The organism is Cellulomonas sp. (assembly GCF_035634735.1).
Taxonomy (GTDB): domain Bacteria; phylum Actinomycetota; class Actinomycetes; order Actinomycetales; family Cellulomonadaceae; genus Cellulomonas.
In genome coordinates, this window is record NZ_DASQCJ010000032.1 from 12,713 (window position 1) to 30,001 (window position 17,289).

Here is a 17,289-nt window from a genome sequence, read left to right on the forward strand (position 1 = left end):
GCCCCGCGGCGCCGGGGCCGGCCCGGTCACCGGCCGCTCCGGGCCGCCGCCGCCAGCGCCACGGCGCCCGCCGCCACCGCGAGCACGGCGGGGAGCACGGGGCGCACGCCGTAGGCCGACGTGGCCAGCAGCGGGCCGAGCACGAAGGTCGCGGCGTTCCCCGCGTTCACCAGGCCCGCGACGTCGCCCTGGCTGCCGGGGCCGACCGCCACCGACGCGGCCGACGTGCAGCCCGCCGCCGCGCCGCCCACCGCGGCCCCGAACACCGCCGCGACCCCGACGAGCACCGGCGCCGGGACCGGCGCGAGGTAGGCCGCGAGCGCCGCGAGGGCGACTGCCGACCCGGCACGCACGAGGCGCCACGGCGCCCACCGCAGCCGGGGCACCAGGAGGCCCTGGGTCAGCATCGACCCCAGCCCGGCCGCGAGCAGCAGCCCCCCGGTCAGCGCCGTCGCGGGCGCCGGGCCGAGGCCGTACCGGTCCTGCACGAGGAAGCCGACGCTGCCCTGGACCAGCGCCAGCGCGAGGAACACCGCCACCGAGGCGACGACCGCGGCCCGCACCCCCGGCACCGCGAGGCCGCCGAGCCGGTCGGCCCGGGCCCGGGCGGGCGCGGGGGCGGGGGCGGGGGCGGGCGCGGGGCCGGCCGCCGGCGCGGGCGCGCCCCCGAGCCGGTCGCCGCGCGCCAGCAGGACGGTGGCCGCACCCGCGAGCAGGACGACCGTCGCGAGCACCGGCACCGCGGTGCCCAGCCCGGCGAGCGCGGCCGCGAGCCCGGCGCCGACCGCGGTCGCGAGCCCCCGGACGGCGCCCGCGCGGGCGATCCAGCCCACCCGCTCGGCCTCGGTGCGGGACCGGGCCACGAGCACCACCTGGGCGGCCGGGCCGGCCGCGGCGACGGCGGCGCCGATCCCGAGGCCGCGGGCGAGCAGCAGCAGCGCCCACGCCCAGCCGGCGTGGGCCGGGCCGGCGGCGAGCACCGCGGCCACCACGCCCGCCCCGAGCGCCCCGGCCAGCACGGCGGCGAGCAGCACGGGCCGCGGGCCGCGCCGGTCCGCCCGCCTCCCCCACCAGGGGCTCGACAGGACGACCACCGCGGCGGACAGCGAGGTCACCGCGCCGGCCTGCCAGTCGGCGAGCCCGAGCTGCCGGGTCAGCGCCGGCAGCACCGCCGCCGTCGCGACCTGGGCCACGCCGACGGCGCCGAGCGCGAGCAGCGCGACGAGCGCCCCGCCGCGGTGCGCCCCGGCGCCCGGCCCCGCCGTCGACGGGACGGCGACGGACGGCGTGGGGCTCGACGGCACAGCCGCACCCTACCGACGCCCGCGGGCGGCCCCGCCGGGGCGTCCGGTCAGCGGCGGGACCGCGGCGGGACCCGCGGCGCGCCGCGCTAGGGTGCCCCGCATGGCGCGCAGGTCGGCGGTGACGCTGCAGGAGGTGGCCCGGGCGGCGGGCGTGTCCCCGCGCACCGTGTCGAACGTCGTCACCGGCTACCCGCACGTCGCCCCGCGCACCCGCGCGCACGTGCAGTCCGTCATCGACCGGCTCGGCTACCGCGCGAACGCCGCCGCTCGGTCGCTGCGCACCGGCCGCACCGGCCTGCTCGGGCTCGTGGTGCCGGCCCTGGACCAGCCGTACTTCGCCGAGCTCGCCCGCGCCGTGGTGCGCGAGGCGACGGGCGCCGGGTTCACGGTCGTCGTCGACCAGACCGACGGCGACCCCGACCGGGAGCGCGAGCTGCTGCTCCGCGGCCCGCGCGGCGCGCTGTTCGACGGCCTGGTGCTGAGCCCGCTGGCGCTGACCCCGGACGACCTGGCGGCGGCGGACCCGGACCGGCCGGTCGTGCTGCTCGGCGAGCGGACCGTCCCGACGTCGTTCGACCACGTGCACATCGACAACGTGACCGCGGCCCGCGACGCGACCGCGCACCTGGCGGCGGCGGGCCGGCGGCGGATCGCCGCGATCGGGCTCGAGCCGGGCGCCGCCGCCCGCACCGGCCGGCAGCGCGAGGCCGGCTACCGGCTCGCGCTCGAGGACGCCGGGCTGCCCGCCGACCCGCGGCTCATGCGGTACGTCGACGCCTACGAGCGGTCCGCCGGGTTCGCGGCCATGTCGGCCCTGCTCGACGTCGACCCGCGGCCGGACGCGGTGTTCTGCTTCACCGACGTGCTGGCGGCGGGCGCCCTGCGCGCGTGCCTCACCCGCGGCGTCCGGGTGCCCGAGGACGTCGCCCTCATGGGGTTCGACGACGTCGAGGAGGCGCGGTTCGCCACGCCGTCGCTGTCCTCGGTGCGGCCGGACCGGGACGCCATCGCGCGCGCCGCGGTCGGCCGGCTGGTGACGCGGGTGCAGCTCGGGGACGCGGCCGGGCCCGCCCAGGACGTGACGGTGCCGCACGCGGTCGTGCGCCGGGAGTCGACCGCGGCGGTCTGACGCGGGGCGCCCGCGACCCGCGCGCCCCGCGGCCGCGCCGCGTCCGCCCGCGGGCGCCCCGCGTCCGCCCGCACCCGACACGCCCCCGCGACGTGACGCCCGCCTTTGCCACGTGGCAACATGACGGTGCGCGACCTGACCTGCACCCGCGACACCCCGAAGGACCGCCATGACGACGACGTCAGCAGCCGACCGCGGCCTGCACCCCCGCCCGCAGCTCGTCCGCCCGGACCGCTGGTGGTCGCTCGACGGTCCGTGGGCGTTCGCGTTCGACGACGCCGACGCCGGGCTGCGCGAGCGGTGGCACGCCGCGGGCGCGGCCGGGCGGTTCGACCGCGAGATCGTCGTCCCGTTCCCGCCGGAGTCCGCCGCGTCGGGGATCGGCGACCACGGCGACCACGCGGCCCTCTGGTACCGGCGGTCGTTCGCGGTCCCGGCCGACGTGGGCGCGGGCCCCGGGGGCGACCGGCTGCTGCTGCACCTGGGCGCCGTCGACCACGAGGCCGACGTGTGGGTCGACGGCCAGCACGCGGTCCGGCACGAGGGCGGCCAGACCCCGTTCTCGGTCGACGTGACCGACCTGCTCGACCCGGCGACCGCTCCCGACGCGCACGTGGTGGTCGTCCGCGCGACCGACGACCGCACCGACGTCGAGCAGCCCCGCGGCAAGCAGGACTGGCAGCCCGAGCAGCACGCGATCTGGTACCACCGCACCTCCGGCATCTGGCGGACGGTGTGGCTGGAGCGGGTGCCGGCGGTCGCGGTGGCGGACGTGGCGTGGCGGCCGGACGTGCCGGGCGGCCGGGTCGCGGCGCAGGTCCGGCTCCGCGCGACCGCCCCGGCGGGCACCCGGGTCCGGGTGCGGCTGACCCGGGCGGGCGAGGACCTGGGCGCGGCCGAGGTGCCGGTCGAGGGCTCGGTCGCGGACGTCGTCGTCGCCATCCCCCGGCAGGCCAACGGCCAGCTCTACGAGCGGCTGCTCTGGTCGCCGGACAGCCCGGTGCTGCTCGACGCGGAGGTGGCCCTGCTGTCCGCGGACGGCGCGGAGCTCGACCGGCTGGAGTCGTACTGCGGCCTGCGCTCGGTCGCGGTGCACGGCGGCACGCTGCTGCTCAACGACCGGCCGTTCTTCCTCCGGTCCGTCCTGGAGCAGGGCTACTGGCCGGAGTCGCACCTGACGCCGCCGAGCCCGGACGCGCTGCGCGCCGAGGTGCAGCTCACCAAGGACCTCGGGTTCAACGCGGTGCGCGTGCACCAGAAGGTCGAGGACCCGCGCTACCTGTACTGGTGCGACGTGCTCGGCCTCGCCGTGTGGTCGGAGACGGCCGGCGCGTACCGGTTCAGCGACGAGGCGGTGGCCCAGCTGACCCGCGAGTGGCTGGACGTCGTGCGCCGGGACGTGTCGCACCCGTCGATCATCGCGTGGGTGCCGTTCAACGAGTCGTGGGGCGTGCAGCACATCCCGCACGACCCGGCGCAGCAGGCGTACAGCCGGGCGCTCACCGAGCTGACCCGCGCCCTCGACCCGACCCGGCCGGTCATCTCGAACGACGGCTGGGAGCACACCGCCTCCGACCTGCTGACGGTGCACGACTACGCGGACAGCGGCGCGGTGCTCGGGCCGCGGTACGCCGACGCCGCGACGGTCGCGGCGACCCTCGACGGGGTCGGGCCCGCCGGGCGGCGGATGTGGGTCGGCGGGCCGGCGCCCGAGCCGGGGACGGTCCCGGTGCTGCTGACCGAGTTCGGCGGCGTGTCCTACGCGCCCGGCGCGCCCGCGGGCTCGTGGGGCTACTCCGAGGCCCGGTCGGCGGAGGACCTGGAGGCGCGGCTGTCCGACATCGTCGGGGCCGTCCGCGCGTCGACGGTGCTGCAGGGCTACTGCTACACCCAGCTCACCGACACCGGCCTGGAGACGAACGGCCTGTGCGACGAGCACCGCAACCCCAAGCTCCCGCCGGAGACCTACCGCCGGATCTTCGCGGGCTGAGCGCCGTCCCGCCGGGTCGCCCGCCGCGTCCTCAGGAGGCGCGGCGGGTGATCCGCACGTGCCACGCCTCGGGGCCGTCGACCAGGACGTCCACGTCGATCGGCGCGCGGTCCGCGAGCTGGCCCAGCAGCGGGGTCGGCAGGTGCGGCGCGACGAGCACCAGCGAACCGCCCACCGGGATGGCCTCGAACGCGCCGAACACGGTCGCGTGCCGGATGGCGTGCGGGATCGCGCGGACGTCCAGCACCGGGTCCGCCTCGTCGTGGCCGCCGCAGCCGCAGGAGGAGCCGGCGAGCTCGGGTGCCTGGGAGCGGATCTGCACGGGCTCGATCATCGGGTGTCTCCTTCGCGGGGCCGAGCACCCGGTCCCCGCACGACCAGGCCCGGGGTGACGTCACCGGGGGCGTCAGGGGTGCACCCGCCGATTAAACCGGGGTGTTCCGGTGAAAATCCCGGGACTCCTGTCCCAGGTCGCCCCGTCCGTCCGCGCCCGGGTCCTGCGGCCGACGCGCGGGCGTCAGCGTCTCCCACACCGGGCCGAACACCAGCCACCCCACCAGGACGAGCGTCGCCCGCGCGCCCCAGCCGAGCAGCACCTCCCGCTGCTGCGCCGCCGCCTCGCCCGCGCCGGACGCGACGAGCAGCAGCACGCCGAGCACGGCCCACGCCACGGCCCAGGCCAGCAGCACCCGGAGCCACAGCGCCCACTCGTACCGGACCCGGACCGGCCCGTGCTTCGGCGGCCGCACGGGCTCGGGGCCGCCGAAGAACCGGTGCGCCACCCAGGCGTCGACCGCGTGCACCGTCCGCTTCCCGAACGCGACCGTGAAGCCCAGGTACAGCGCCGCGAGCCCGTGGGTCCAGGTCGCCTCGCTGCCCCGGAGCAGGTCGCCGACGGTCGCGACCAGCAGCACCACCTCGAGCGCCGGCTCGCAGAGCAGCAGCACCGTCGACAGCCGGCGGCGGCGCAGCACGTACCGGGCGACGACCGCCGCGGCGAGGAACACCCAGAAGGCGACCTCGCAGGCGACGACGAGCAGGGCGACGGGGTTCTCGCGCAGGGCGTCCATGCCGGGCAGCCTGCTCGCCGGGGCGGGGCGCGGTCGTCGGCCGTCCGCCCGATCCCGGCGCGGGCCGTCGTCCGTTCGGAGGACCCGCCGGGCGGACGTCCGTGCTGGGATGGCGGCATGCCCCTGCGCCGACCCGCCCGGTGGCCGCGGCTCGACGACCGCGGCGTCGCCCTGGTGTACCTCGGCGTCGGTCTGCTGCTGCTCGGCCTCGGCGTGTCCAGCACCGCCCCGGCCACCGACGGCCCCGCCGCCGACGCGCTGCACGCGGGGCTGCTGCTCGCGGGGTGCGCGGCGCTCGCCGCCAAGCGCCGGCACCCCCGGGCCGTCCTGCTGGTCGCGACGGCGGCGTTCGCCGGCAGCCTGGTCGTCGGCGGGTCGCTCGGCCTGCTGCTGGTCCTGTGGGACGCGCTCTACACGGCCGCGGTCGTGGCGCCCGCCCGCACCCGGCGGGTCCTGGTCGCGGTGGTGGCGGTGCTGACGGCCGGGGCCGCGGTCGCGGGCGGCGTGCTCGGCGACGGCCTCCGGGACGCGGTCCAGGCGCTGCTGTTCGCGGCGGCGCTGCTGGTCACGCCGCTGTGGTGGGCCGCCGACGTGCGGAGCCGGACCGAGATCGCGGCGTTCGAGGCCCGCCGCGCGGAGCTCGAGCGGCAGCGGGCGGACCTCGCCCGGGCGCACGCCGCCGACGTCGAGCGGATCGCCGACCTGGACCGCGACGCGGCCGTGCGCGGGGAGCGCGCGGCGATGGCCCGCGACCTGCACGACGTGGTCGCCTCCCGGCTGTCGGCGATCGCCATTCACGCGGAGGCGGCGCTGGCGGACGCGCCGGACCCCGGCCGCGACCGGACCGCGCTCCGCGCCGTGCGAGCCGAGGCGGTGGCGTCGCTCGACGAGATGCGGGCGATGGTGCTGGTGCTGCGCGGCGCCGACGAGGACGCCCCGGTGCGGGCGGCCGCGGGGCTCGACCGGCTGGGCGACCTGGTGGCCGCCGCCCGGGCGCACGGCCTCGACGTCCGGGCGACCGCGCCGGACCGGCCCGCGCTCCCGGCGGTCGTCGACCAGGCGGCGTACCGGATCGCGGGCGAGGCGCTGGCCAACGCCGCCGCGCACGGCCCGGCCGGCGGGCGGGTCGACGTCCGGGTGACCGCCGCGGGCGGCGCCCTGGAGATCGAGGTGGCGAACGCGCTGCCGGCGGGCCCGGGGCCCGGCGCGCCCGCCGACGCCCGCCCGGGCCTGCGGTCGGCGACGGGGCTGCTCACGATGCGCGAGCGCGCCCGGTCGATCGGCGGGGACGTCGTCGCGGGCCCGGAGGGCGGCGAGTGGCGGGTGCGCGCCGTGCTGCCGCTCGCGGCGGCGACCGCGCCGGGCGGGGCGGGGGCCGCGCCGCGCGGGGCGGGGGCCGCCCGGTGACCGTGCGCGTGCTGCTCGCCGACGACCACGGCGCCATCCGCGCCGGGCTGCGCCTCATGCTCGACCGGGCGCCGGACGTCGCCGTCGTCGGCGAGGCGGGGGACGGCGCGGCGGCCGTGGCGAACGCCCGCGCGCTGCGCCCGGACGTCGTGCTGATGGACATCCGGATGCCCGGCACGGACGGCATCGAGGCCACCCGCCGGATCGCCGACGAGGGCCTGGGCCAGGTCGTCGCGCTCACGACCTTCGACCTCGACGAGTACCTGTTCGGCGTGCTGCGCGCGGGCGCGGTCGGGTTCCTGCTCAAGTCCGTCGGCGCGGCCGAGCTGGTGGACGCGGTGCGCCGGGTCGCGGCGGGCGACGGCATCCTCGCCCCGGAGGTGACCCGGCGGGTGCTCGCGGCGTCGGTCGCCGCGCCCGCCCCGGCCGAGGCGGCCGACCTGCCGGGCCTCGACCTGCTCACCGCCCGCGAGCGCGAGGTGCTGGCGCTGCTCGCGCGCGGCCTGTCGAACCAGCAGGTCGCCGACGCGCTGACAGTCTCGGAGACCACCGCGAAGACGCACGTCAGCCGGGTGCTCGCCAAGCTCGGCTGCCGGACCCGGCTGGAGGCCGCCGCGCTCGCGCACCGCTCCGGGCAGGTGACCTGAGCCACAGTTCGCGCGATTGCACGCCGTGCACGGTTGCACCGAGTGCATCGACGTGCCTACGGTCCTCCGCGTGACCACCCAGGACGCCGCGACCGACCGGCGGACCGCGCTCAAGGCGCGCTCCCGCCGCGCGATCCTGGACGCCGCCGACGCGCTCATCGCCGAGCGCGGCGCGGCCCAGTTCACCGTCGACGAGCTCGCCGAGCGCGCCGACGTCTCCCGGCGCACGGTGTTCAACCACTTCGGGTCGCTCGAGGACGTCGTCCTGTCGACGTGCACCGAGCGGCTCGGCCTGGTGATCGCCCAGGTCGAGGCCGTCGCCAGCGCGACCCCCGTCGGTGACGGCACACGCGCGTCGATGTTCGACGAGCTCGCGCAGACGCTGCGCGGCGCCGACCTGCCGCCGGCGATCACCTACCTGGCCGGCGCGCTCGGGCCGCTCGCGGAGGGCGACGACCCGCGCGCGCAGATGCTCGCCGAGGAGGCGTTCTCCCGCGTCGCCGACCACCTCGCCGGCGAGCTCGTGCGCCGGTACCCCGCGGCGGACCTGCTCGACGTCCGGCTGCTCGTCTCCTCCCTGGTGCACGGCGTGGCCGTGATCGCGCTGCACTGGGTCACCACCACCGATCCCGCCGCGCCGGACGCCCGCGCGCAGTGGGACGCCCTTGTCGACCGGCTCATCCACAGCGTCCGAGCCGGGTACATGCCGGAGCACTGACGCCCCGCACTCCCACCACCACCGAGAGAACAGGGACCATGGCAGGACTCCTCTACCGCATCGGGCGCTTCTCGGCCCGCCGCGCCTGGGCCGTCGTGACGGCCTGGGTCGTCGTGCTCGCCCTGGCCGTCGGCGCGTACTTCGCGTTCGGCGGGCAGCTCACCTCCGCCGTCACCATCCCCGGCACCGCCACCGAGCGCGTGACCGAGCAGCTGGCCGACGAGTTCCCCGCCGCGAGCGGCGGCAGCGGCACCGTGGTGTTCCACACCGCCGACGACACCCCGTTCACCGACGCCCAGCAGACCGCGATCAGCGACGCGCTGGCCGGCCTGACCGACGTCGACGGCGTCAGCGGCGCCACCGACCCGTTCCAGACCACCGCCCAGCTCGAGGAGCAGCAGGCGCAGGTCACCTCCGGCCGCGACCAGATCGAGCAGGGCCGCGCGCAGCTCGAGGCCGGCCAGGCCCAGATCGACGCCGGGCAGCAGCAGATCGACGCCGCGCAGGCGCAGCTCGACGCGCAGCGCGCTCAGGCCGAGGCCGCCGGCGCGCTCGCCGCGGTGCAGCCCCAGCTCGACGCCGGGCAGGCCGAGATCGACGCGCAGCAGGCCGCGCTCGACGCGCAGGCCCAGCAGGTCACCGACGGCCTGGCCGAGCTGGAGACGCAGAGCGCCCAGCTCGAGGCCGGCGCGCAGCTGCTGGACCTGTCGTCCGGCATCCGCCTCGTCTCCGAGGACGGCACCGCCGCGGTCGGCACCATCGCGTTCGAGGACTCGCAGTTCGAGATCGCGCCCGAGACCAAGGAGGCCGTGGTCGACGCCCTCGAGTCCGCGAACCTGCAGGGCGTGGACGTCGAGCTGTCGTCCGACCTGACCCAGGAGATCCCGAGCGTGCTCGGCCCGGGCGAGGTCATCGGCGTGGTCGTCGCCGGCATCGTCCTGCTCGTCATGCTCGGCTCGCTGGTCGCCGCCGGCCTGCCGATCCTGTCGGCCCTCGTCGGCGTGGGCATCGGCGCGGTCGCGTCGCTCGCGCTGTCCGGCGCCGTCGAGATGCTGTCCGTCACCCCGGTGCTCGGCATCATGCTCGGCCTGGCGGTCGGCATCGACTACTCGCTGTTCATCCTCAACCGGCACCGCCGCCAGCTGCGCGACGGGGTCGAGCTGGAGGAGTCGATCGGCCTGGCCAACGGCACCGCGGGCAACGCGGTCGTGTTCGCCGGCACCACCGTCCTGGTCGCGCTGCTGGCGCTCAACGTGACCGGCATCCCGTTCCTGGGGCTCATGGGCACCGTCGGCGCCATCTGCATCCTGGTCGCCATCCTCATCGCGATCACGCTGACCCCGGCGCTGCTGTCCCGCATCGGCCTCAAGGTGCTGCCGAAGAAGAAGCGCGCGACGGTCGGCCACGAGGAGCCCGAGGCCGTCCCGACCACCCCGATGAAGACGTCCCGCGCGGTGCTCACGCTGGTCGCCGGCGTGGCGGCGCTGCTGATCATCGCGATCCCGGCCCTGTCGATGCGGCTCGGCCTGCCGGACGGCTCCTCGGAGTCCCCGGAGTCCACCCAGTACCGGGCGTACGAGATCACCGCGGACAAGTTCGGCGCCGGCGTGAACGGCCCGCTGCTGGTCGTCGCGAACCTGCCGGACGCCGTGTCCGAGGACGACCTGACGGCCGAGCAGGTCCGGATCGGCACCGAGCTGGCGTCGCACGACGACGTCGTGGCGGTCGCCCCGATCGGCGCCAACGAGGCGGGCACGATGCTCGCGTTCCAGGTCGTCCCGACCGAGGGGCCGAACAGCGAGTCGACCGAGGCCCTGGTGCACGCGCTGCGCGACTCGTCGCCGATCGAGGGCGACGTGGAGCTCGGCGTGGCCGGCACCGCGAGCGCCAACATCGACGTCTCCGAGAAGCTGTCCGACGTGCTGCCGGGCTACCTGGCGATCGTCGTCGGCCTGTCGCTGATCATCCTCATCATCGTGTTCCGGTCGATCTTCGTGCCGGTCACCGCGACGCTCGGGTTCGTCATGTCGCTGTTCGCCGGGTTCGGCGGCGTCGTCGCGATCTACCAGTGGGGCTGGCTCGGCTCGGTGTTCGGGGTGCACGACCCCAGCCCGGTGCTCAGCTTCCTGCCGATCATCGTGACCGGCGTCCTGTTCGGCCTCGCGATGGACTACCAGCTGTTCCTGGTCTCCGGGATGCGCGAGGCGTACGCCCACGGCGTCGACCCGCGGGTGGCGGTCCGGCGCGGCCTGCACGCCGGCCGGGTCGTCGTCACCGCGGCGGCGATCATCATGGCGTCGGTGTTCGCGGGCTTCATCTTCGCGGAGTCGTCGATCATCCGGCCGCTCGGGTTCGGCCTGGCGTTCGGCGTGCTGCTCGACGCGTTCGTGGTCCGCATGCTGCTGATCCCGGCCGTCATGCACCTCGCCGGGAAGTGGGCCTGGTGGATCCCGAGGTGGCTCGACCGGATCCTGCCGGACGTCGACGTGGAGGGCGCCTCGCTCGAGCGCAGCCACCCGCACCCGATGCACCGCACGTCGGCCGACCCCGACGAGGGCCTGCCGTCGGAGGGCGAGCCGGCGCACCGCGCCTGACCCACCAGCACGACCCTCGAGTGGAGCGTTCTGCCCGACACGCCCGGCGTGTCGCGGCAGGACGCTCCACTCGTCCCCGGTCCGGGCCGGGCCGCGCGCTCAGGCCGGGCGCGGTCGGTCGAGGAGCCGCGCCGTCAGCAGCGCCGCGGCCGCCGCGACCACCGCCGCCGGCGCCGTGTCCAGGCCCGCCCGGCCGACGAGCAGCGCCGAGAACATCACCGCCGACAGCAGCAGCCGGCTGGTCGCCGCCATGCCCGCCGCCGTCCCGACGGCCACCGCGAGCGTCGGCGACACGTCGAGCGCCGCCACCGCGACCGACGCGAGCCCGACACCCAGGAAGATCGCCGGGAAGATCGGCCCGCCGCGGAACCCGCCGCCCATCGTGATCGCGTAGGCGAGCGCCTTGGCCACGACCAGCACCAGCACGACGCCCACCGACGACCCGCCCACCAGCGCCGGGATCGACGACTGCCCGGAGAACAGCACGTCCCGCGGGTCGGCGCCGAGCCCCTCCGCCGCGAGCGCGAGCACCCCGACGCCGAGGCCCGACACCAGCAGCAACGGCACCCGGCCGACGCGGGGCTCGGTCCCCTGCACCGCGCGGGCGAGCCGCCGCACGCCGGTCACCAGCACGGCCGCGACCACCCCGACGACCAGCGCCAGCAGCAGCGAGCCCGGCCGGACCCGGTCGTACTCCGGCAGGTCCGGCACCGCCAGCCCGGCCATCGGCAGCCCCGTCCAGTCGCCGAACCCCGTGACCAGCACGTACGCGACGGCGGCCGCGGCGAGCGGCGGCAGCAGCGTCACGGCCGTGAGCGCACCGGCCCCGGCCTCGAGCAGCATGATCCCGGCGACCAGCGGCCCGCCGAACAGCGTCGACATCGCCCCGGAGGCCCCCGACACGCCGAGCAGCCCGCGGGCCCGGCCGGTGACCCCGGTCCACCGGGTCACCCGCACGCCGACGATCCCGCCCAGCGCCATCAGCGGGGCCTCCGGGCCGAGGACCACGCCGAAGCCGAGGCTCGCCAGCGCCGCGAGCGCCACGCTGCCCGCCGCGACCGGCGGCAGCGGGTCCATGCTCAGGCCGTTCACCGGTGAGTGGCCGCCGTCGCCGGGCAGCCGGCGGGCGGCCGCGACCAGCAGCGCGCCGGCCACCGGCAGCCCGAGCACGAGGTACCAGGGCGGCGCGTCGGCGCCCAGGGCCTCCGGGAGCTCGGTCCACAGCAGGTCCTGGAGCAGGTGCACCGCGCCGACGAACGCGAACGCGACCAGGCCGGCCGGCAGCCCGACCAGCGCGCCCAGCAGCGTCAGCCGGGCCAGGTCCCGCGCGGGGACGGCCGCGACGTCGGTCGAGCCGGTGGCGGACACGCGGCCGACGCTAGCGAGGCGCCTCGCGGGGCGGCGCCACCCGCACGGGATGAGCCGCGCCGGCCCCGGCCGGCGCCGGGCGGTCACGGGCGCCTGCCGTCCGCCTGCCGTCCGCCTGCCGTCCGACTGCCGTCCGACTGCCGTCCGACAGTGGAAGGTTGTGACGGACACGCCGGCGGCGTGTCCGTCACAACCTTCCACCCGGGGCGGGCCCGGCCCCGCTCGGCCCAGCCGGCGCGGTCAGCCGACCGGCAGCCACACCCGCATCGTCGACGGCCCGCGGTTGCCCCACGCGTGGTAGGCCACCAGCGGCACCTCCCGCGGCTCGCCCGCGGCCTCCTCGGCAGACCGGCCGCCGTACGGCCAGTCCTCCTCGGGCACCGCCACGGTCCGGGCCCGCACCACCACGGTCCCGTCCCGCCGCAGCGGCGCGCTGCCCGCGTCGACCCGCACCTGCGCGACGTCGGCCCCGAGGTCGACGGACTCCACCGCGTACACGAGCGGGCCCGCCTCGACCGCGACCTGCCCGCGGACCGCGTCGACCCGCGGGTCGGCGACGGTGAACCGCGGCGCGACGGGCAGGTCCAGCACGACCTGCCCGCCGGCGGCCGGCCCGGCGACCGCGACGTACCCGGGGGCGGCCGGGCGCGGCCCGTCCCCCGCGTCGGCCGTCGCGCCCTCGGCCCAGGCCGGCACCCGGAGCGTGAGCGTCCACGCCGCCGGCGCCTCGTCGACCGCGACGACGACGCGGCCGTCGTGCGGGTAGCCGGTCTCCACCCGGAGCCGCACCGGCTCGCCGCCGACGGTCGCCGCGACGGTGCCCGCGGCGTACTGGTGCAGCTGCACCCCCGCGTCGTCGGTGCTGGCGACGTAGGCCGCGAGCGAGGCGACGGTCCGGGTCACGTTCGTCGGGCAGCACGAGACGTGGAACCACGCCGCCCGCAGGCTGGACGAGGCGCGCGGGCTGGCCACGTCCGGGTCCGGGACGTCGCCCGGCACCCGCTGCTGCAGCGGGTTGGTGTAGAAGAACGCGGTGCCCTCCGCCGACGGCGACGCGGCGAGCACGTTGAACAGCGTGCGCTCGACGGCGTCGGCGTGCCGGGCGTCGCCCGACTGCAGCAGCAGCCGGTGGTTCGCCATGACCGACCCGATGCCGGCGCAGGTCTCCGCGTAGGCGCGGTCCGGCGGCAGCTCGAAGTCGAGGCCGAACGACTCGCCCTCGTGGTGCGCGCCCATGCCGCCGGTCAGGTAGGTGCGGCGGGCGAGCGCGGACCGGACCTGGCGGGTGACCGCGCCGAGCAGCTCGTCGTCGCCGTCCTCGACCGCGAGGTCCGCGGCGCCCGCCGCCAGGTAGAGGGCGCGGACGGCGTGCCCGCGCAGCGTGGTCGACGCGCGCACCGGCTCGTCGTCCTGGAAGTACGAGCGCCCGAGCTCGATGTCGTCGAGCACGCCGTGCCCCCGCCGCTCGACGAACAGGCGGGCCTGGTCCAGGTACCGGCGCTCCCCGGTGAGCCGGTACAGCTCGACCAGCGCCGGCTCGATCTCCGGGTGCCCGTCGACGCCCTGGCGGCCGTCCGGCCCGAAGACGTCGCACACGTGGTCGGCGGCGCGGATCGCGACCTGCACGAGCTCGTCGTCGCCGTGCGTCCGCGCCCGGGCGACGCCCGCCTGGATCAGGTGGCCGATGCAGTACAGCTCGTGGCCCCACTCGGGGTCGGACCAGCGCGCGCCCTGGCCCGGGCGGCCGAACATCGTGGAGAGGTAGCCGTCGGGCTCCTGCGCGGCGGCGACCCGGGACGCGAGCGCCCGCAGCCGGCGGTCCAGGTCGGCGTCGCCGGTGCGGCCGACCTCCCAGGACATCGCCTCGAGCAGCTTGTAGATCTCGGAGTCGGAGAACTCCCGGCCCCGCCGCCCCTCGGGCAGCGTGCCGGCCGCGGCGAGGTCGAAGTTGCCGGCCCAGCCCATCTGCTCCACCCACCGCTCGGCGTGGGCGATCATCGCGGTGGCGTTGCGCTCCTGCAGCTCGCCCCAGAACCCGCCGTCGAGGCGGACCTCGTCGATGCCGAGCGGGCGCCACCGCGCGGCGGACGGGGCGAGCGGCCGGCCGTGCTGCGCGGCGCGGTCGGGGGTGCGGGCGGTGGTGCGTGCGGTCGTGTCGGTCATGTCGCCTCCAGGGCGCGGGCGGGCGGCGGTCACTTCACCGCGCCGACGGTCAGGCCGTCGCGCAGCAGGCGGTAGGTGCTGCTGAACACGACGAGGATCGGGATCGAGGTGAGGACGGCCAGCGCCATGAGGCCCGGCCAGTTGATGCCGAACGCGCTCACCTGCTGCGCCAGCAGCGCCGACAGCGGGTACTGCCCGGGCGTCAGGTAGAAGTTGACGGCGTACAGGAACTCGCCCCACGCGAGCAGGAACGTCAGGGTGCCGACGGTGGCCACGCCGTTGCGGGCGACCGGGAGCACCACGGACCAGAACGTCCGGAGCATCCCCGCGCCGTCGATGGACGACGCCTCCTCGATCTGGGGCGGGACCGCCCGGAAGAACGGCCGGAGCAGCAGGGTGGCGAACGGGGTGAGCAGCGCGGCGTCCGCCAGCACCACGGCGGCCGTGGTGTCGAGCAGCCGCCAGCCGCTGAACGCCTGGAACAGCGGGATCACGGTGGCGGTCTGCGGCATCATCTGCAGCACGATCAGCAGGCCCAGCGCCGCCGTGGGCAGCAGGCCGCGCGTGCGCGCCAGCCCGTACGCCGCGGGGATCGCGATCAGCAGCACCAGCGCGGTCGTGCAGGTCGCGATGGTGACCGACTGCAGCAGCGCCCGGGCCAGGTCGCCGCTCAGCGCCTCCACGTAGGCCGTGGTGACCGGGCGGAACAGGAACGTGCGGCTCGGGTCGAAGACGTCGTCCGACGACTTCACCGAGGTCAGCAGGATCCAGACGATCGGCACCCCGTACATGAGGGTCAGCAGGATTTTGGCGGCGACCGCCACCGCTCCGGCCTTGACGCTCATCCGTCGGCCTCCTCGCGCTTGATGCTCCGGGCGTACACGACGGCCAGGGCCAGCACGCCGACCACGGCGAGCGCGGAGGTGGCCGCGCCGAGCCCGTAGTCGTAGCGGACGAAGGCCTGCAGGTAGCCCAGGAACGGCAGGGTGTTGGTCGCGGTGCCCGGGCCGCCGTACGTCATCACGTAGATGAAGTCGAACGACCGGAACCCGTAGACCAGGGTCAGGATCAGGAGCACCAGGGTTGTCGGGCGGACCGACGGCACCATGATGTGCCGGATCTGCTGCCACTTGCTGGCGCCGTCGAGCTGCGCGGCCTCGAACACCTCGGGGTCGATGGTCATGAGCGCGGCCCGGAACACGAGCGTGTTGAACGGGATCACCGCGAACGCGTTCACGAACGCGACGGAGAACAGCGCCCAGTGCTGGTCGTAGAGGAACGGCACCGGGGTGTCCCGCAGCCCGGTGCTCAGCAGCACCGTGTTGAGCAGGCCGGCGTCGTTGAGCAGGAACTTCCAGACCGACCCGTTCACCACCGGCGGCAGCGCCCAGACGAACACCATGAGGGCGAGCAGCCAGGCGGACCACCGGCCCGTGGTGCGCAGCGCGATCGCCGCGCCGAACCCGACCAGCATGCCGAGCACCGTGACCACGACGACGAACACGAGCGTGCGGCTGATCGCGGGACCGGTCTGGCCGGTCTCGAAGCCGCGGCGCACGTTGTCGAGGCCGGTGAACACCCAGTCGGCGTTCAGCGTGGCCGCGGTGACCTGGCTGACGGCCATCCGGACGAGCTGGACGAGCGGGTAGAGGCTGAACAGGCCGAGGAACACGGCCGCGGGCAGCAGGAACACGATCCGGCTGCCGCCCCGGCGACGACGGGTCGTCGTCGGGGCGGCGCCGGCCCTGCCCTGCCGCGCGGGCGCGGTGGTGACGGGTGCGGACATGGCGGTCTCGTCAGCCGATCTGGCTCTTCAGGGCGGCGACGGCCTGGTCGGCCGCGGCCTGGGGCTGCTGCTGGCCGCCGATGACGGCGGACCAGGCCTGGCCGACCGTGAGCTGCACGTCCGCGACGGCCGCCGGCGGGATCGACGCGGCCGGGTAGCTGGCGCCGAAGTCCGCGATCGTGCGGGCGAACGGGTCGAGCAGGTCGTTGCCGGTGACGACGTCGGCCTGGGCCGTGTCGGCGCGGGACGGGATCGAGCCGACCAGGTCGGGGGCGAGCTCCTGACCCTTCGCGTCGAGGTAGGTGCTCTGCAGGTACTCCCAGGCGAGCTCCGGGTCGTCCGCGTGCGCGCCGATGCCCTCGCCCTCGCCGCCCAGGTACACCTGGCCGGTGTCGCCCAGCGGCAGCGGGACGACGCCGTACGCGAAGTCCGCGTCGGACTCGGCGGTGCCGATCTGCCAGTTGCCGTTCTGCGCGAACGCGGTCTTCCCGGCCGCGAACTGCTGGAACGGGACCGTCTGGTCCCAGGTCACCGCCTCCTGCGTCAGCCAGCCGTTGTCGACCCAGCCGCGCACGCGCTCGAAGCCGGACGCCAGCGCGCCCGCGTCGAGGTTCTCGTAGTCGAACCCGGCGTCGGTGATCCACGGGTACGCCTGCCACTCGCCCTGCGACTGCGGGAGGCCCGACAGCGTGATGCCGCCGTACCCGGCGTCCTTCGCCGCCGCCATGGCGTCCTCGAGCTCGTCCATCGTGGTGGGCGGCTCGACCCCGATCTCGTCGAGGATGTCCTGGTTGTACCAGAGCCCCAGCAGGTTCACGTAGCCCTGCACGGCGTACAGCTGGTCGTCGACGCTGTGCAGCACGGAGTCGGGGAACTGGTCGGCGTCGGCGAAGTCGGCCCACTGGTCGTCCAGCGGGGCGAGCACGCCGCCGAGGGCGAGAGTGGCCGCGTCGGCGCCGTTGAACACGACGACGTCCGGGCCGGTGCCCGCGCCGGCGGCGGAGACGAGCTTCGAGTTCATCTGGTCGTAGGGGACGTACACGTTCTCGACCGTGGCGTCGTTCTCGGACTCGAACTTCTCCTTGTACGCGTCCATCAGCGCGACCTGGTTGG

At 76.5% G+C, this 17,289-nt stretch carries 14 protein-coding genes; 6 read left to right on the forward strand and 8 right to left on the reverse strand.

Annotation, left to right across the window (positions count from 1 at the left end):
* Positions 1–26: 26 nt before the first annotated feature.
* A complete protein-coding gene (locus tag VER05_RS02835; protein ID WP_324843883.1) occupies positions 27–1,304 on the reverse strand; it encodes an MFS transporter in 1,278 nt (425 codons plus the stop codon).
* Positions 1,305–1,404: 100 nt separating this feature from the next.
* Between VER05_RS02835 and VER05_RS02840 the strand changes: the two genes are divergently transcribed.
* Positions 1,405–2,433 (forward strand): LacI family DNA-binding transcriptional regulator, encoded by a 1,029-nt coding sequence (locus tag VER05_RS02840; RefSeq protein WP_324843884.1) that lies wholly within the window; start codon positions 1,405–1,407, stop codon positions 2,431–2,433.
* A 169-nt stretch (positions 2,434–2,602) separates the two neighbouring features.
* Positions 2,603–4,423, forward strand: a complete 1,821-nt coding sequence (locus VER05_RS02845; protein WP_324843885.1) for a glycoside hydrolase family 2 protein — start codon at positions 2,603–2,605, stop codon at positions 4,421–4,423.
* 31 nt (positions 4,424–4,454) lie between these two features.
* On the opposite strand, the gene VER05_RS02850 is transcribed toward VER05_RS02845, so the two are convergent.
* Positions 4,455–4,757, reverse strand: coding sequence for a DUF2249 domain-containing protein (locus VER05_RS02850; protein WP_324843886.1), 303 nt, complete (start codon positions 4,755–4,757; stop codon positions 4,455–4,457).
* Positions 4,758–4,848: 91 nt separating this feature from the next.
* The gene (locus VER05_RS02855; RefSeq protein WP_324843887.1) at positions 4,849–5,493 is read right to left on the reverse strand and encodes a hypothetical protein; all 645 of its coding nucleotides are present in this window, start codon (positions 5,491–5,493) and stop codon (positions 4,849–4,851) included.
* Between the two features lie 117 nt (positions 5,494–5,610).
* Here VER05_RS02855 and VER05_RS02860 point away from each other — a divergent pair, with 117 nt between their 5' ends.
* From VER05_RS02860 to VER05_RS02875, 4 genes are all read left to right on the forward strand, one after another.
* Complete coding sequence (locus tag VER05_RS02860) at positions 5,611–6,900, forward strand: sensor histidine kinase (RefSeq protein WP_324843888.1); 1,290 nt, start codon at positions 5,611–5,613, stop codon at positions 6,898–6,900.
* Entirely contained in the window at positions 6,897–7,547 is a 651-nt protein-coding gene (locus VER05_RS02865) for a response regulator transcription factor (protein WP_324843889.1), read from the forward strand. The genes VER05_RS02860 and VER05_RS02865 overlap by 4 nt, the downstream gene beginning before the upstream one ends.
* Before the next feature lie 70 nt (positions 7,548–7,617).
* Entirely contained in the window at positions 7,618–8,265 is a 648-nt protein-coding gene (locus VER05_RS02870) for a TetR/AcrR family transcriptional regulator (RefSeq protein WP_324843890.1), read from the forward strand.
* 38 nt (positions 8,266–8,303) lie between these two features.
* Positions 8,304–10,859: an MMPL family transporter gene (locus VER05_RS02875; RefSeq protein ID WP_324843891.1), complete on the forward strand. Its 2,556-nt coding sequence runs from the start codon at positions 8,304–8,306 to the stop codon at positions 10,857–10,859.
* Between the two features lie 99 nt (positions 10,860–10,958).
* Here the strand turns inward: VER05_RS02875 and VER05_RS02880 are convergent, their stop codons facing one another.
* The 5 genes from VER05_RS02880 to VER05_RS02900 form a co-directional block, all read right to left on the reverse strand.
* Positions 10,959–12,227, reverse strand: coding sequence for a chloride channel protein (locus VER05_RS02880; RefSeq protein WP_324843892.1), 1,269 nt, complete (start codon positions 12,225–12,227; stop codon positions 10,959–10,961).
* Positions 12,228–12,467: 240 nt separating this feature from the next.
* Positions 12,468–14,390, reverse strand: a complete 1,923-nt coding sequence (locus VER05_RS02885; RefSeq protein ID WP_324843893.1) for a glycoside hydrolase family 127 protein — start codon at positions 14,388–14,390, stop codon at positions 12,468–12,470.
* Positions 14,391–14,419: 29 nt separating this feature from the next.
* Positions 14,420–15,235 (reverse strand): carbohydrate ABC transporter permease, encoded by an 816-nt coding sequence (locus VER05_RS02890; RefSeq protein ID WP_324843894.1) that lies wholly within the window; start codon positions 15,233–15,235, stop codon positions 14,420–14,422.
* A complete protein-coding gene (locus tag VER05_RS02895; RefSeq protein WP_324843895.1) occupies positions 15,232–16,176 on the reverse strand; it encodes a sugar ABC transporter permease in 945 nt (314 codons plus the stop codon). The genes VER05_RS02890 and VER05_RS02895 overlap by 4 nt, the downstream gene beginning before the upstream one ends.
* 10 nt (positions 16,177–16,186) lie before the next feature.
* Positions 16,187–17,289 (reverse strand): sugar ABC transporter substrate-binding protein (locus tag VER05_RS02900; protein WP_324843896.1); only part of this gene is annotated, 1,103 nt, incomplete at its 5' end.